This is a genomic window from Methanospirillum hungatei, from assembly GCF_020216685.1.
GTDB lineage: Archaea > Halobacteriota > Methanomicrobia > Methanomicrobiales > Methanospirillaceae > Methanospirillum > Methanospirillum hungatei_B.
In genome coordinates, this window is record NZ_JAIWNS010000132.1 from 1 (window position 1) to 14,843 (window position 14,843).

Sequence of the window (14,843 nt, forward strand, 5' to 3'; positions counted from 1 at the left end):
ATAATTGGCTTGGTAATGTAATCAGATACATACTTTTCAATGCCAATCATTCCTTCATCCGGATTATCCTTTGCAGTAAGCATACAGATGATGATCTGATGGTACAGGTCACGTGACTCAATCTCTCGTATTGTCTCCCAACCGTCCATATCGGGCATCATGATATCAAGGAGAATCAATCCGGAGAAACCACCCTCCAATATTTTAATACACTCCTCCCCGCTATTTGCCATAACGACATTCCAGGATTCTTCCTCCAGTATTGCCTGTACTGCCAGACAAATGTCTGGATGATCATCAACAACGAGGATTTTCAATGCATCAGTCATCTGATCCCTTCTATATACAGTCTGGTGCAGAGCTATAGATATATCCTCTGATGATGAGAGTCATGTATGATTGAGGAGAAATTTACCCATATATAAAATACCAAAGAGAAATACACAGCCCAAGACCGACGATTATCCATCTGAACACTTCAGGATGAACCATTTCCACAAACGTGCCTCCGACAAGACCGCCGAAAACGGACCCGATACTCATGATAACCACAAGTGCCCACAAAATACTGCCGGTGAAGATGAAGTAGAGTGAAGCCACCAGATTCACACTGAATGAAATGAGTAGTTTGAGAATATTCAGACTGACAAGCGAGTCATCATAGAGGAGACCCAGGACGGCAATGATGATAACACTTACTCCGGCACCAAAATACCCCCCATATATTGCGGCAAAAAACAAGAGAAGGAATCCCCCGCCGGTCACAAGCCGGGGATGGGCTTTGTGATATGAACCATGTATCAAAAATTTTTTTACCCGATCCTGCACGGCAAGTAGTACTGAGGCGAAGAGAATAAGGTAGGGTATGAGTGTCCGAAACGATGATTCATCGGAATGGATGAGCAGAAACCCGCCAATAAGACCACCAGCAATACAGATTGGAAGGACCTGACGAATTCTGCTCTTCTGAAAAGCAAACTCCTTTTGCTGGGCAATCATCGCGCCACAATATCCAGGGCAGAGCGACAAAGTATTGGTAATGTTTGCTGTAACCGGTGGAATACCGAAGGCTAGCAACGCCGGAAAACTCACGAGAGTGCCTCCCCCTGCGAGTGCATTTATCAGTCCAGCTAAAAATGCCGCTCCGAAGACAAAAAGTTCATTCATGAACCGGATCAGGTACGTTTTTTCCCATAATTATCTGTTTGCGCATATATTGAGGTGCGAAGAAGTTCTGGTGATGTGATGTCAATGCCGGTTCTTCTCCTCATATACTATGTATTCACATAATACATCAGTACCATGGATTATCTGTATACCATAATCAAATTCCTAACCGCCGGGTTCATTATAATCGGAGTGACTCTGATAGTCCAGCATATAGACCCAAAATATGGAGGGATACTTGCTGCCGCACCAATTACCACCACCATCGCATTTCTCTTTACCACCTTTGAATCTGGTCAGGACGTAACCAGAGAATTAACGTTGGGATCATTCTACTTTGCAATTCCAACCCTTGCATTCATCCTCGCCCTGTATATTCTCTTGGGACACGTATCTTTTCTTATGGGAATTGCCGGAGCATATCTTATCTGGCTCATTGGTATCGTCATTATCCACCGGATTGTCTTCATGTAAGTGGTGGGGGATATATTGTAAATACGGCGTAAAAGCGAGTAATCCATGGAAATTCAATAATATTTCACCTTTTCACTTTCACCCTGCATATTAAAGATTCATATACCCGGTGACAAAACAGATACTGAGCAGAAAGGAGGATATCCGCTCACTGTACCTATACCGGAGTAAATCATGATAAAATACAGTTCAGTAGTTCTGTTATGTTCCGACATTGCCGTTTCCAAACAATTTTACCAGGAACTCTTCAATCTTCCAGTTGAACTCGATATTGGGGGCCTTGTAACATTTGCCGGGGGAATCTCACTCTGGGAGAAGAAGGATGCATTATATCTCCTCTACCCAGGGGCTGATTCTATCACCAATCCGGAAAAACCTGCACAGGAACTCTATTTTGAAACTGATGAGATCGAGAAATTTGCTACAGTTCTGGCAGATAAAAAAGTTCGTCTCCTGCATGAGATTCAGGTCACACCATGGAATCAGCGGACAATCAGATTCTTTGATCCTGACGGAAACCTTATCGAGATGGGTGAATCAATGGATCATGTGGTCAGGCAGATGGCAAAAGAAGGATTAACACCAGAGAAGATTTCGGAAAAAACCTGGATGCCTATAGAATTCATTACCATGGTATTACAGCAGTAAGAGGTGTCAGATAGGGTGGAGAAGATGATGACAGATCCGGAGAAGCACACTTTCATCTCTGTGACCATGATCTGCATACTTCTCCTTATAATTCCGGGAGATGCCCTGCCATCCCCTGAAGCGTGGAGAGAATCTGCACGGGATCACTTCACCGGTATGACCAGGGACGAGGTTGACCAGTATATCGACCCCCTCATCACCTATAATGTAACCAATGGCCTGGTCGTCGTGCTGGTGGATCCACATGGATATACCATATATCCATACGGAAGCCTGAAGACGAGGGCGGGAAACACCCCAGGTAATGAAACACTCTTTGATATTGGGTCGGTTTCTAAGGTGATGACAGGATTATTAATGGCCGTCGGGGAAAGGGAAGGAGTGTATACCATATCTGCGCCGACACGGACCTGGTTTGGTGATACCTGCCCGATTCCGGATTATGAAGGAAAGGAGATCACCGGATTGGATCTTGCTACCCACCGTTCCGGCCTTCCTTCAACCCCCGATGCATTTTCAGAGTATGATCCTGATACGTCATATGCCGACCAGATTGAGCAGTCCATGAATCATTATCTGACACTCTCATTCAATGACACCTGTGAATGGCTGGAAACGACAAAACTTCTCGCACCACCTGGGTATCAGTATCTGTATTCAAACCTTGGTGCGGCGATTGCAGGGGCAAGTATTGCACAGGCATATGGAGAAACGTATCCAGACCTTCTCGAAAAAATGATCCTAAAACCTCTTGGAATGACACATTCCGGGGCATCGTGGACCATGGAGGATCTAAAAAGAAGAGCAAACGGCTACCGGGGATATGAGTATCCGACCGATGAAGCAATTCTTATCAGGTTCAATGATTTCTGGACTGCAACCGGCGGAGTCCATTCAAACGCAGATGATATGGCAGTATTTCTCGCTGCTGAACTTGGCTTAATTGATACCCCGTTATCAGACGCAATAGCGATGACTCAAAAACCATATGCACTTATAACAGAAGGGCCGCCGCTCATGAAACAAGGGCTATTCTGGGATATTCTCTATAACCGGGACGGAACCACCATCCTCAATAAATCAGGAGAGACCAACGCACACCAGGCAGCTATCGCCTTAAACCCTGACCTGCAGACAGGAGTTATTATCCTTGCCGATACAGCAACCATTACCGGGAATCATGTCATCAATAATGCAATTGCTCTTCTGGAACGAATGCAGGTGAAGCATAAAACAAGTGGGCTCAGTAATGAGAGCGATAATATTTAAAAATTGGCATTATTCATCTCTCCTGACCCTCATTGACATATTTTCCAGGGCAGGTTCATCTGCAGTATTGAAAAAATTGGAATCATTCTCAATATCCCGGACATTGAAATCAGGCCAGGATATTGCCAGGATTTGCTTTTTCACCTCAAGTGTTTGCTCCAAGACTATGGATATGATACCATGAGCGGAATGAGCGTTAAAAAAAGAGAAGTATCCCGAGTGATAATGAATATTATGGTACATCCCCACCAGGTAGCAGTCGTTCTTTGTATCGTTCTCTTAGTTATGGTTCCCGGATCAGCAGGAATAGATGATACTCCTTCCTCGAACCTCTTTCACGTATCAGCATACTCACTCCTTGCTGACGGTCAGTATGACGGAGTCGTAACCGTTGGAGACCTCAAAAATAACGGAACATTCGGGATCGGGGGGTATGAACACATGGATGGAGAACTGCTCATGCTTGACGGGACGGTCTGGCAGATAACCAACGATGGAAAGGTGTCTGAGCCATCAGACGACACAAAAGTCTGTTTTGCAAACATAATAGACTTCAGTCCCACCATCACTCACCAGGTGAATGAAACCCTGGATAAAGCGGAGGTCTATACAGTCATCACCGACTTATTCCCTGATGATGATACCATGTATGCCGTGAAAGTTACCGGAGATTTTGCAGATATGCAGGCACGCAGTGTTCCCTCTCAGAACCCTCCTTACCCGCCATTATCAGAAGTTATTCAAAACCAATCGATCTTTGACCTTGGCCCGGTTACCGGGACACTGACCGGATTCTGGTTCCCGGACTGGATGGCAGGTGTAAATGTGGCCGGGTTCCATCAACACTTTATATCAGCAGATAATACATCCGGCGGACATGCCCTCAATTATACAATTGAGAACGTGACAATCTCAATCCAGCCGGTAACAGGGTTTACCTATATCCATCCGTGAAAAAAATTATTGAATCGGGATATCCCCGCCACTCTCTTTCTCTGCCCGTTTGAAAGTGACCTCTAATACCCCGTTTTCAAACCTGGCCTGTGCTCCTTCTTCTAAAACCTCAACCGGCAGGGGAACACTCCGGCTGACCGAACCATAGAACCGCTCCCGAATAAAAAAGTCCTTATCTTCCTGTTCTTTCTCATCGGTCCGTTGGCAGGAGATCTGAAGGAGGTTTGGTCTGACCAGTCGGATTTTGACATCCTCTTTATTGCAACCCGGAAGATCAGCTTTTGCAATAACCTGATCATCCTTTTGTTTTACATCCACGGTGAACCCACCGGAGAAAACAGGGGAAAGTTCACGCCCTCCCTGTGAATATGCAGGATAAGAGGGGAGGAGTGACTGAAACCGGTTTTCCATCTCGGCAAACATATTATCCAGTTCACCCCTGAACATGTGGAACGGATCACGTTTGATGATTGCCATGTACATCTCCTCTTGTCTGGATGCCAGACAGAATCGTATATAGATGTACCAAAAAATAAATTTTTTCAGGGAGTCGGTTTGAAATCATTTTATGCATTTGTCGAAATAATTCAATATTGAATCGTTTTGAATCTGAACCTACTCTTCATTACCAGGGAAAACAGAGACATCATACATGACCAGGGAGATACCTACCGTCTGTGGGATGTACTGTGATGAGTGTGATCATTTCGAGAGAGACTGTCCGGGATGTGACGAGTCAGACGGCAGTGTCTTCTGGACTGAATTTGCAGATACTGATGTCTGCCCGGTTCATGAATGTTGTGCAAATGAAAAACAGTTCGCCCATTGCGGACTTTGTGATGAGATGCCCTGTGAAAAATACTATAGATTCCGCGATCCTGATGTTTCTGAAGAAGAGGCAGCGAAGATGCTTGAGAAGCAGAAAGAGAATTTAATGAGGAGAAAGAGAGCATATGAGGAACCCTGACAACCCATCCATTATCGCTCTTTGTCGAACTGATCTTCGTTAATTATATAACCACTCTCCATCATAGTGTACTGGTATGGAATCGGGACTTCGTCATCGACTCGCGGAGAAGATGGCGGGGGAGATAACACTCTCTGATTCTCCGGGAAAAACCCTGAAGAAATGGCGACTGAGCTTTGACATATCTCAGGGACAACTCTCCGAGTACCTTGGTGTATCGCCATCAGTCATTAGTGACTATGAAAGCGGGAGGAGAAAAAGTCCGGGCACTGCCATTATCGGACGAATTGTTGACAGTATTCTTGCCATTGATGAAGGAAAAGGCGGGAAGTATATCCATAAATATGCATCCCTCCTCTTTGCAGAGATGGGAGACGGCGTAATTTATGATCTTCATGATTACAAAAGCCCCATCAACCTGTCAACATTCGCCGGTGTCATCGGTGCCGATATCATTACCGGTCCGGTGCATCTGAGCATTTATGGATACACGGTAATTGACAGTCTCCGGGCGATTATGAACCTGACCGCGAGCGAATTTAACCGGATATACGGCTGGAGTACTGAGCGGGCGCTCATTTTTACCGGAGTTTCAAATGGAAAGTCGCCGATGGTGGCTATCCGGGTTACTCCCTTCAAGCCCCGGTGCGTAGTGCTTCACGGTATCAGCCTTGGCGATGTGCACCCGATTGTGCCAAAAATGGCCGAGAAGGATAACATCACCCTTATGTGTACGACACTGGGCATCGAAGATATCGTGGAGAGACTGAGGGAAGAAAAATGGTAGGAATCATCTCGTACGGTGCATATATCCCACGGTACCGTATCAAAGTAGAAGAGATTGCCCGGGTATGGGGTGCGAATGGCACTGAAATCTCCCGTGGCCTTGGTGTCTTTGAAAAGGCACTGCCAGATATGGATGAAGACACGATCACCATCTCCGTTGAAGCTGCCCGTGCAGCAATGGCACGGAGAGTAATCAACCCTGCAGACATTGGAGCGGTATATGTCGGATCAGAGTCGCATCCTTACGCGGTGAAACCTACGGCTGTTACCGTCGGAGAAGCAATCGGGGCAACCCCCGTCATGACCGCTGCAGATTACGAATTTGCCTGTAAGGCAGGAACAGCCGCAATTCAGACCTCAATGGGTCTTGTAAAATCCGGGATGGTTACCTATTCTGTTGCAGTCGGTGCAGACGTTGCCCAGGGAGAACCAGGAGATGCACTCGAATATACCGCTGCAGCCGGTGGAGCGGCCATGATCATCGGAAACGACGATCCAATCGCCGAAATCAATCATACCTGTTCATTTACCACCGACACCCCGGACTTCTGGAGACGTGAAAACAAGCCTTATCCACGTCATGGCGGACGGTTTACCGGAGAGCCTGCGTACTTTAAGCATGTCATTGGTGCTTCAAAGATGATGCTTGAAAAGATGGGAACAAAGCCATCTGACTATACCTATGCAGTCTTCCACCAGCCAAACGGGAAATTCCCTGTTCAGGCAGCATCAATGCTCGGATTTACCATGGAGCAGATAAAGCCGGGTCTTGCGGTTACCTATCTTGGAAATACCTACTCCGGTGCCTCTATGGTCGGTCTTTCAGCGGTTCTGGATATCGCAAAACCAGGAGACCGGATCTTTATGACCTCATACGGATCCGGGTCTGGGAGTGACTCGTTTGATATTACCGTTACTGATGTCATCAATTCAGACCTCTTTAACCGTGATGCAGCACCATCAGTCTCTGCTCTCCTGGCAGACAAGAAGATTGTAGATTATGCAGTCTATGCAAAACACAAAGGCAAAGTGGTGATGATGGAATGAGAGAAGTTGCAGTAATCGGCGTAGGCTGTACGAAGTTCGGAGAAAAGTGGGAGACATCATTCCGTAACCTCTTTGTCGAGGCAGGGGCTCTTGCCCTTGAGGATGCAAACCTCTCCGGTGAACAGATAGACGAGATATTTGTCGGAAACATGAGTGCTGGCAGGTTTGTTGAGCAGGAACACATCGGTGCCCTGATTGCAGATTATGCAGGTCTTGCAACCGATAACATCCCGGCAACCCGTGTTGAGGCAGCCTGTGCATCCGGAGGTCTCTCATTCAGACAGGCATACACCGCCGTTGCATCAGGTATGTCAGATATCGTGGTCGCTGCCGGTGTTGAGAAGATGACTGATGTAGGAACCGAAGTTACGACTGATGTTCTTGCCGCAGCAGCAGACCGGGAATGGGAAGGAATTGCAGGTATTACATTCCCCGGCCTGTATGCAATGATTGCAACGGAGTATATGCACCGGTACGGCCTGACCAGAGAGCAACTGGCGCAGGTCGCGGTGAAAAACCATGATAACGGTGCAAAGAATCCAAATGCCCAGTTCAGAAAACCGATAACTCTTGATACCGTTATCAGTTCAACCCTTGTCGCAGATCCGCTCCGGCTCTTTGACTGTTCCCCGGTGACCGACGGGGCTGCAGCAGTCATCCTTGCCCCCCTGGAACGGGCACGGGAATTTACCGACACTCCCATCAAGGTCCTTGGAGCCGGACAGGCATCAAGCACTATCGCCCTGCACGACCGGAAAGATATCTGCACCCTCGATGCAACCGTTGCTGCTGGGAACCGGGCATTTCAGATGGCCAGGGTCGAACGGAAAGATATCGGATTTGTTGAAGTGCATGACTGTTTCACCATTGCCGAGATCTGTGCAATTGAGGATCTCGGATTCTGTAAGAAAGGTGAGGCAGGCAAACTGACTGAAGAGGGACAGACTGCAATTGGTGGAAAGATACCGATCAACCCAAGCGGCGGTCTGAAGGCATGTGGTCACCCGGTCGGAGCAACCGGTGTCAAACAGGTTTATGAGACGGTCAAACAGCTCCGTGGCGATGCAAAGGGAAGACAGATCGATACTGAAATTGGAATGACTCATAACGTTGGTGGTACCGGAGCCACGGTTGTCTGTCATATCTTTGGGAGGGTATAAGATGTCAGTCGCACGATTCTGGAGAAAACAGCAGAACCGGTATAATCTGATTGGAACCAGGTGTACAACCTGTGGAAAATATTTCTACCCGCCCCGGGGATTTTGTCCTGATTGCAGACGGGAAGGAAAGATCGTAGACCACCAGTTTAAAGGAACCGGAAAGGTAGTTACATACTCCATCATCCGGAGTTCCTCAGGAAATTTCAAACTTCTGACTCCCTATGTGCTTGCTATCATCGAGCTGGATGAAGGAACCCGGCTTACTTCCCACCTTGTCTGTGATATCGACCAGGTGTACATAGGTATGCCAGTCAGACGGGTCTTCAGAAAACTGGGAGAAGACGGATCCAGCGGCGCAATCTTTTATGGGACGAAATTTGTCCCTGCTTAATCATTTTACCCACGTATTCTCTTTTTTCCATATTTTTTCAGTATTGTCCATACCTCCCACATATAGGCACGTTCGTGATATGTCGATGAACCTTACGTTAATTATATAACCTTGCGGTGAGTAGTATTACTTATCACACCGCCATCCCCCCGGGTGGCAGGAGAGATATCCGGTTTGGTCGCCGGATAAACTTACTCCGAACTTACAGCGTTCATTATCGCTATCCTCCTCCGGACCGGGGCAACCCCCGGTTTTTCACGTAAACTTCATCCCGGTTATTTTCGATCATGGAATCAGGATCTCCGTTGTATATGAGATGTGGATATCTAATGAAAAGTAATAACATCAACCGGTGAGAATAGATCATCTATATGTCAACCAGGACCCTCAATGTTGATCCATTTGAGATAATTCAGTCGATTGATGAACCTCTTTTTGTATTAAATGAAAAATATGCAGTTGTCTTCGGTAACCGTGCTTTTGATCAGACGTTCGGGGTGAGCAGGGCAGATATCGAAGGCAGATCAGTCTATGAAATCGGAAATGGAATCCTGAATATTCCTGTGATCAGACAGACGCTGGAAAGTCTGAAAAATGCTGGTAATGAAGTCAGACACTTTGAGGTCGAGATTCCCATCCCGCAGGGGAAAAAGACTTTCATTGTAAAGGCCGGAGTGATGAGACGGTACGGCTCCTCAAATGAGGATCAGATCCTGGTCAGGTTTGAAGATATCAGTGATCAGTTGGCAGCCGAATTATCCATCCGTGAAAAGAATGCTGCAATTCTTGAACTCTCCACTCCGATTACCAAGATATGGGATGAGATCCTTGTCCTCCCCATGATTGGAACACTCGATGCCGAACGGGCAAATAAGATGATCGAGCAGCTTCTGGATGCCATCAGCCGTGAACGGGCCAGATCAATCATCATGGACGGAACAGGAATCACCCATATCGACGAGATGGTGGCAACTCATATCATCAAGGCAACCACCGCAGTCAAACTTCTGGGCTCTCAGGTTATAATGACCGGTGTGAAACCTGAAGTAGCTATGATGATGGTAAAACTTGGTATCGACCTGAAAGATATTGTAACCCGCGCAACGCTGCAGGAAGGAGTTCAGTACGCCCTTGACTCACGGGGATACATGGTTGTCAGCAAGTCAAGTATTATGTCTGAAGAGCAGACATTCCAGACCGCAGCACCACGGCAGAACGGTCAGAGTACAAAACCAACAATACGAATTGTAAATCCCTACCGTGAACCCTGACCCCTTTTTTCTTTCTTTGACATTTCCAAACATTGATATCCAACCGATGAGACTCTCATCTCATGGATATTGACCGTGAGGAGATCGCACAAAAATCACTGGCACTGCACCTGACCCATCAGGGGAAACTTGCTGTTCAGTCAAAAGTCCCGATGCAGACCAGAGAGGACCTCTCACTTGCCTATACTCCAGGTGTTGCTCATGTCTGCCGGTACATCGCCGAGGATGAAACACGGGCATTTTCCTGTACATTAAAACGAAATACCATCGCCATCATCACCGATGGAACTGCCGTCCTGGGACTTGGAAATATCGGCCCGACTGCGGCTATTCCGGTCATGGAAGGGAAGGCAATTCTATTTAAGGAGTTTGCCGGGATTGATGCTTTCCCCATCTGTATCACCGGCGATTATGACGACCTGATCAGCCATATACGGAGTATTGCACCGGTATTCGGGGGAATTAACCTTGAAGATATCGCGGCTCCCCGGTGTTTCGAGATTGAGGAAGAACTTCAGAACCTCGGGATACCGGTGATGCACGACGACCAGCATGGTGCTGCGATTGCAGTTCTTGCAGCCCTCATAAATGCCTGCAAAGTGACCGGTAAAAATTTCAAAGACCTCACGGTCGTCGTATCAGGGGCTGGTGCAGCAGGATATGCCATCTGTCGGCTGCTGAAATGCATCGGGTATGAAGGAGAGACATGTACTGCCGTAAAAGAACTCATCGTCTGTGACCGTGAAGGAATCATCTACCGGGGACGACACGGGCTCTATCACAATATCTACAAATACCTGCTTGGTGACGAGACAAACAGGATGCTCAGGACCGGGACCCTTGCCGATGCTTTACGGGGGGCTGATGTCTTTGTCGGAGTCTCATCAGGAAACCTGGTGACGGCTGACATGGTGCGGCAGATGAACCCGGATCCGATTGTCCTGGCTCTTGCAAACCCGACTCCGGAGATCATGCCTGATGAAGCCAGGGCAGGAGGAGCTGCAATTGTCGGTACCGGCCGGTCGGACTTCCCAAACCAGGTAAATAATGTCCTTGTATTTCCGGGCGTGTTCAGGGGGGCTCTTGATGCAGGTGCAACGAAGATAAGTGAGGAGATGAAGATTGCAGCGGCTCATGCAATTGCCCGGTATGTGAAAGATCCAACCCCGGAAAAGATCTTGCCTGATCCCCTTGACCGGGGCGTTGCCCGGGTGGTGGCAGCGGCAGTTGCAGAGATGGCGAAGAAGTGTGGGTGTGTGAGAGAGGAGTGAGATCGCGAAAAATAATTTTTTGCCTAAATAAAACTGTATGAGTGATTTTATCCACACTTATTACAAAAACCTCATGATATGCCAACAAGGTCTGTCATAAAAATCAATCACACAACCAGTTCAAATAAGTGAAACAAAAAAATCAATCATCGCACGATAATTTGGACATTTTTCATATACTTTCTTTGGATCTATCTTTCCCATCAGGACTTTTCCATCAACAGTCTTTTTGTATTCTCTGTGTAAATATTCTGAATACATACGTTTCAGGTATTTTGAAGGGGGTTCATCAGTATTCACATCTTCCGGGTTTCGTGCATGAGAAGCAATCCTGTTTCTGATGGCAGGATCGAACTTATCAGCATCTGATAAGAGCCAGGCTTCATACTCATGAACAGCAAAGAACATCCTGAACCGATCCTGCTTCACTGAATCTTCGAACAATTGAGTTCCCTGAAGAATGCGTTCCCGGATTGAACGGTTGACATCACGGGCATACGGTGTCTTATAAAGATCCATCTGTCCCACAATAGCGAGTATCTCCTCTTTGTCCGGCCCGGCAAGGTATTTTTTAACTTTCTGGGGAAGATCACGGAAAAAATTCCCATACCCGTTGATATTAATCGCTGTAACCCCGATATTCTGCCCGGTCTTTTCTGCAAGATGCTTTCTGATAAGCCCCTCAATTGACCTCTTTTCAGTATCGCCTTCAACAATCAGGATGAATCTCATTCCATCCCCTCAAGCTCACCTGAGGAAAAGAGGGACCCAAGCGTATAATCTTCAAGCCAATATTTTAGCTTCTCTTCGGATACTTGTCGCATCACAGATGCACCCTCTTTCCATTCAATAATTAAAGTGCTCGGAATAAACCCACCACAGGCCGTAAGAAATTCAGATGAATGAGTGGTGATAATAACCTGTGTTCGTTGTGACATCTCTTTTGCGTATTCTGCGACTATCCGCATCATAGCAGGATGAAGTCCGGTTTCCGGTTCGTCTATGGCTATCAGAGAACCAGGCTCAGGGTGAGCCAGAATTGTGAGCAGAAACAGGTACCGGAGGGTTCCATCTGAAATATCTGATGCAGAACGCTCCTGTTTAAGAGTCTTCCACCTGATCCGAAGTTGAATCTGTTTATCCGCAGCTGGGGGAAAAACAAGTTTATCGTAATCTTCTCCAAATGCTGCTACCATTGCAAGGTCTATTGATCGTTCAAAATCACGGTTGGTTGTATAGAGGGTGTGAAGTACCGAGATGAGGTTACTTCCATCCAAGAAAAGGGTGGTATCACGTCTTGATATCGTCGGTTTGCGAATCGGTAAATGAGGGGAGGTATCAATTGACTGAAAAATTCTCCAGGAAGAAATTAACTTCTGTAATTTAGAGGGAATAGAATCTTTTGTAAATGGAGTTTTTAATTGTGATAAAAGTGTCTCGGTGGATTCAATTTCCATAGAGATTGAATCAGCGTCGATATAATTACGGAAATATGATAGGGAAGGATTTCGTTCTAAAAACATGACAGATTCATGATGTCCAGAAGGATCATGAATAGTACGTAAAAATTCTTGTTCGATCTGAAAATCTCCCTCATATCCCTTTTTCCGAATCTGAAGGGAATATTCAAGATCGAAAGGAGCGATTTGTTCATGGTCCCCATCTCTGCAAAGATTGAGATGGATCTCAATTTTCTCTGCCTGGTTATCCCAAAGAATCTGATCCATCCCCCCTTCACGAAGGATATAATCTCTGAATTCTCCATCAGCACACAGACGTATCATATCCAGTAATTTGAGAAGGTTTGATTTCCCGCTTCCATTCGGTCCAATAACTATGTTAAGACATTTGGGTGACCATGAAATATCTTTAAAAGAACGAAATCCCTTAAGTGAAAGACTACAGAGTCTCATGTTATTCTCCTGATCTCATCTATGCCACAGACATATTAGCGGTAATATATAATATCTGACACCACCACTCACGTCTCTACACAGATTGCCATATTGGAATCGGTAATCATCTGAAAAAGAACGCTATCAAACGAGCGTCCAAACTGGTTGATAGTCAGTCGCTGGATGGTACAGACAGAGACATAGGCATAATCTGGTTTAGGGTCGGTCAGGTATGACTCAGGGATTTTTTTAAAACTTACCTTCTCTTCGTCATCCCGGTCATTTAATGAGATTTTTGATTATACACCTCATATATCTTGTCAAACTTGAGACCCGGTTCTGGTTCAAATGATGCGAATGCCCGGATTGCCTGGACAGCAAGAGCCCGCCGGTTAACCCAGAAGAGGACCCGCTTCGCCACCCCTGACTTCATCAGCCGGTATACCGGGTTTACCATCGTGAATGTCTTCCCGGTCCCGGTCGCCATCGCAACAAGCATCTTCTGTTTTCGCTCTGCAATGGCTGTTTCAACCACATGATTCGCCTGAATCGGGTAGGATATGAGCAGGGGATGGGTGTTTGGAGTGGATCGATCTTTTTCTGGTAACTCTCTCTGGGGACATGGTATCACAATTCTTATAACGTGGTGCGCTTTAAGAGACTAATCTCTGACGGTTTGTAACGTCACATGACATCTGGTTTTATAAAAATCACTGATTGTCTACATACAACAGAGCAAACGGTTCAAACACCAGCCGGATTGACTCATTCCCTTCAATCCCTGCAGGACCCACAAAAGCGGTCGGTGCAAGGAGGTTTTCCTGGTGATAGTCCTTCATGTATTTTTCAAACAGCAGTTTGTTCGTCGTGTTGCCATGAAGGTCATAATACACAAGGGGTATTTCCGGGTAGAGTTGCTCAAACTCCCTGAAATAATCCATCGCATCCTGACAGGAGAGGCAGATGAGATCATGAAACACAATCACCGGTCCCTCACCGGTGTATTCTTCAAATTTTTCCAGAATGTCGTCTTTCGATAGGGAACCATTGTACAATGTACCGTCAGAGAAGAATACCCGCTCTGCCTGAATCGGTGCAATCATGCAAAGAAAGACACACAGGATCAGAACCATCCTTGAGAGAAATAACCGGGGTTTTTCCAGGATATAAGTAAGGAATACCGCATCATCCATAAACCCAAATCACCTCACGCTCTACATATGGTCGTATATATGGAGATAGCCCTTTAACGGTTACAAGATCAACTGACCGGCCAAAAAGTTCTTCCAGTTCATCGGCTAAATGAATAAATTTCCGATAAATCCCTTTTTCAGGGGGAAAATCCACAAGAATATCAATATCACTATCAGGAGTATCCTCCTTCCGGCTGACAGAACCAAAGACCCCAAGTCTTGTTACCCCATACTTCCCCCTAATCTCATCAATATGACTATTCAATTCTGAAAGAACAAATGGAAGGGATGAGAGAGAACTCGTACTCATAGTAGTACTTCATCATTTTTTCCATATGACAATATCGAAA

At 46.2% G+C, this 14,843-nt stretch carries 19 protein-coding genes; 11 read left to right on the forward strand and 8 right to left on the reverse strand.

The window, feature by feature from the left end:
• The coding region (locus tag LDL35_RS08445; RefSeq protein WP_304021636.1) for a PleD family two-component system response regulator at positions 1-329 on the reverse strand (329 nt) is incomplete at its 3' end.
• 82 nt (positions 330-411) lie between these two features.
• Positions 412-1,167 carry a sulfite exporter TauE/SafE family protein gene (locus LDL35_RS08450; RefSeq protein WP_304021638.1) on the reverse strand — a complete coding sequence of 252 codons (756 nt, stop codon included), beginning with the start codon at positions 1,165-1,167 and terminating at the stop codon, positions 412-414.
• Between the two features lie 192 nt (positions 1,168-1,359).
• Here LDL35_RS08450 and LDL35_RS08455 point away from each other — a divergent pair, with 192 nt between their 5' ends.
• The 4 genes from LDL35_RS08455 to budA all read left to right on the forward strand — a co-directional run bounded on the left by LDL35_RS08455 (position 1,360) and on the right by budA (position 4,512).
• Positions 1,360-1,641, forward strand: coding sequence for a DUF3147 family protein (locus tag LDL35_RS08455; protein WP_304021640.1), 282 nt, complete (start codon positions 1,360-1,362; stop codon positions 1,639-1,641).
• 174 nt (positions 1,642-1,815) lie between these two features.
• On the forward strand, positions 1,816-2,289 hold the full coding sequence (locus tag LDL35_RS08460) for a VOC family protein (RefSeq protein ID WP_304021642.1): 474 nt from the start codon (positions 1,816-1,818) through the stop codon (positions 2,287-2,289).
• Between the two features lie 24 nt (positions 2,290-2,313).
• The gene (locus LDL35_RS08465) at positions 2,314-3,558 is read left to right on the forward strand and encodes a serine hydrolase (RefSeq protein ID WP_304021644.1); all 1,245 of its coding nucleotides are present in this window, start codon (positions 2,314-2,316) and stop codon (positions 3,556-3,558) included.
• A 234-nt stretch (positions 3,559-3,792) separates the two neighbouring features.
• Positions 3,793-4,512, forward strand: coding sequence for an acetolactate decarboxylase (budA, locus tag LDL35_RS08470; RefSeq protein WP_304021646.1), 720 nt, complete (start codon positions 3,793-3,795; stop codon positions 4,510-4,512).
• Between the two features lie 6 nt (positions 4,513-4,518).
• Here budA and LDL35_RS08475 read toward each other — a convergent pair whose 3' ends face one another.
• Positions 4,519-4,989 (reverse strand): Hsp20/alpha crystallin family protein, encoded by a 471-nt coding sequence (locus tag LDL35_RS08475; RefSeq protein WP_304021648.1) that lies wholly within the window; start codon positions 4,987-4,989, stop codon positions 4,519-4,521.
• Positions 4,990-5,164: 175 nt separating this feature from the next.
• Here LDL35_RS08475 and LDL35_RS08480 point away from each other — a divergent pair, with 175 nt between their 5' ends.
• The 7 genes from LDL35_RS08480 (at position 5,165) to LDL35_RS08510 (ending at position 11,405) form a co-directional block, all read left to right on the forward strand.
• Complete coding sequence (locus LDL35_RS08480) at positions 5,165-5,479, forward strand: DUF3795 domain-containing protein (RefSeq protein ID WP_304021650.1); 315 nt, start codon at positions 5,165-5,167, stop codon at positions 5,477-5,479.
• A 76-nt stretch (positions 5,480-5,555) separates the two neighbouring features.
• The gene (locus LDL35_RS08485) at positions 5,556-6,266 is read left to right on the forward strand and encodes a helix-turn-helix domain-containing protein (RefSeq protein WP_304021652.1); all 711 of its coding nucleotides are present in this window, start codon (positions 5,556-5,558) and stop codon (positions 6,264-6,266) included.
• Positions 6,260-7,312 (forward strand): hydroxymethylglutaryl-CoA synthase, encoded by a 1,053-nt coding sequence (locus tag LDL35_RS08490; protein ID WP_304021653.1) that lies wholly within the window; start codon positions 6,260-6,262, stop codon positions 7,310-7,312. The genes LDL35_RS08485 and LDL35_RS08490 overlap by 7 nt, the downstream gene beginning before the upstream one ends.
• Positions 7,309-8,472 carry a thiolase domain-containing protein gene (locus LDL35_RS08495; RefSeq protein WP_304021655.1) on the forward strand — a complete coding sequence of 388 codons (1,164 nt, stop codon included), beginning with the start codon at positions 7,309-7,311 and terminating at the stop codon, positions 8,470-8,472. Before LDL35_RS08490 ends, LDL35_RS08495 begins: the two co-directional genes overlap by 4 nt.
• 1 nt (position 8,473) lies before the next feature.
• On the forward strand, positions 8,474-8,863 hold the full coding sequence (locus LDL35_RS08500; RefSeq protein WP_011447221.1) for a Zn-ribbon domain-containing OB-fold protein: 390 nt from the start codon (positions 8,474-8,476) through the stop codon (positions 8,861-8,863).
• Between the two features lie 371 nt (positions 8,864-9,234).
• Complete coding sequence (locus LDL35_RS08505; protein WP_304021666.1) at positions 9,235-10,134, forward strand: STAS domain-containing protein; 900 nt, start codon at positions 9,235-9,237, stop codon at positions 10,132-10,134.
• A 62-nt stretch (positions 10,135-10,196) separates the two neighbouring features.
• Positions 10,197-11,405, forward strand: coding sequence for an NADP-dependent malic enzyme (locus LDL35_RS08510; protein ID WP_304021668.1), 1,209 nt, complete (start codon positions 10,197-10,199; stop codon positions 11,403-11,405).
• Positions 11,406-11,525: 120 nt separating this feature from the next.
• Here the strand turns inward: LDL35_RS08510 and LDL35_RS08515 are convergent, their stop codons facing one another.
• The 5 genes from LDL35_RS08515 to LDL35_RS08535 form a co-directional block, all read right to left on the reverse strand.
• Positions 11,526-12,137 carry a DUF4276 family protein gene (locus tag LDL35_RS08515; protein WP_304021671.1) on the reverse strand — a complete coding sequence of 204 codons (612 nt, stop codon included), beginning with the start codon at positions 12,135-12,137 and terminating at the stop codon, positions 11,526-11,528.
• Positions 12,134-13,318, reverse strand: a complete 1,185-nt coding sequence (locus tag LDL35_RS08520; RefSeq protein WP_304021674.1) for an AAA family ATPase — start codon at positions 13,316-13,318, stop codon at positions 12,134-12,136. Before LDL35_RS08520 ends, LDL35_RS08515 begins: the two co-directional genes overlap by 4 nt.
• Before the next feature lie 265 nt (positions 13,319-13,583).
• A complete protein-coding gene (locus tag LDL35_RS08525) occupies positions 13,584-13,931 on the reverse strand; it encodes a DEAD/DEAH box helicase family protein (protein ID WP_304021676.1) in 348 nt (115 codons plus the stop codon).
• A gap of 79 nt (positions 13,932-14,010) precedes the next feature.
• Positions 14,011-14,493, reverse strand: a complete 483-nt coding sequence (locus LDL35_RS08530) for a hypothetical protein (protein WP_304021678.1) — start codon at positions 14,491-14,493, stop codon at positions 14,011-14,013.
• On the reverse strand, positions 14,486-14,803 hold the full coding sequence (locus LDL35_RS08535; protein ID WP_304021681.1) for a nucleotidyltransferase family protein: 318 nt from the start codon (positions 14,801-14,803) through the stop codon (positions 14,486-14,488). Before LDL35_RS08535 ends, LDL35_RS08530 begins: the two co-directional genes overlap by 8 nt.
• Positions 14,804-14,843 lie beyond the last annotated feature (40 nt).

What these genes read in the sequence shown, in the direction of transcription:
- LDL35_RS08495 (WP_304021655.1), top strand. Translation starts at nt 7,309, where the DNA reads ATGAGAGAAGTTGCAGTAATCGGCGTAGGCTGTACGAAGTTCGGAGAA.
- LDL35_RS08485 (WP_304021652.1), top strand. Translation starts at nt 5,556, where the DNA reads ATGGAATCGGGACTTCGTCATCGACTCGCGGAGAAGATGGCGGGGGAG.
- LDL35_RS08500 (WP_011447221.1), top strand. Translation starts at nt 8,474, where the DNA reads ATGTCAGTCGCACGATTCTGGAGAAAACAGCAGAACCGGTATAATCTG.
- LDL35_RS08535 (WP_304021681.1), bottom strand. Translation starts at nt 14,803, where the DNA reads ATGAGTACGAGTTCTCTCTCATCCCTTCCATTTGTTCTTTCAGAATTG.
- LDL35_RS08460 (WP_304021642.1), top strand. Translation starts at nt 1,816, where the DNA reads ATGATAAAATACAGTTCAGTAGTTCTGTTATGTTCCGACATTGCCGTT.
- LDL35_RS08510 (WP_304021668.1), top strand. Translation starts at nt 10,197, where the DNA reads ATGGATATTGACCGTGAGGAGATCGCACAAAAATCACTGGCACTGCAC.
- LDL35_RS08515 (WP_304021671.1), bottom strand. Translation starts at nt 12,137, where the DNA reads ATGAGATTCATCCTGATTGTTGAAGGCGATACTGAAAAGAGGTCAATT.
- LDL35_RS08475 (WP_304021648.1), bottom strand. Translation starts at nt 4,989, where the DNA reads ATGGCAATCATCAAACGTGATCCGTTCCACATGTTCAGGGGTGAACTG.
- LDL35_RS08465 (WP_304021644.1), top strand. Translation starts at nt 2,314, where the DNA reads ATGATGACAGATCCGGAGAAGCACACTTTCATCTCTGTGACCATGATC.
- budA (WP_304021646.1), top strand. Translation starts at nt 3,793, where the DNA reads ATGGTACATCCCCACCAGGTAGCAGTCGTTCTTTGTATCGTTCTCTTA.
- LDL35_RS08530 (WP_304021678.1), bottom strand. Translation starts at nt 14,493, where the DNA reads ATGGATGATGCGGTATTCCTTACTTATATCCTGGAAAAACCCCGGTTA.
- LDL35_RS08480 (WP_304021650.1), top strand. Translation starts at nt 5,165, where the DNA reads ATGACCAGGGAGATACCTACCGTCTGTGGGATGTACTGTGATGAGTGT.
- LDL35_RS08490 (WP_304021653.1), top strand. Translation starts at nt 6,260, where the DNA reads ATGGTAGGAATCATCTCGTACGGTGCATATATCCCACGGTACCGTATC.
- LDL35_RS08450 (WP_304021638.1), bottom strand. Translation starts at nt 1,167, where the DNA reads ATGAATGAACTTTTTGTCTTCGGAGCGGCATTTTTAGCTGGACTGATA.
- LDL35_RS08505 (WP_304021666.1), top strand. Translation starts at nt 9,235, where the DNA reads ATGTCAACCAGGACCCTCAATGTTGATCCATTTGAGATAATTCAGTCG.
- LDL35_RS08520 (WP_304021674.1), bottom strand. Translation starts at nt 13,318, where the DNA reads ATGAGACTCTGTAGTCTTTCACTTAAGGGATTTCGTTCTTTTAAAGAT.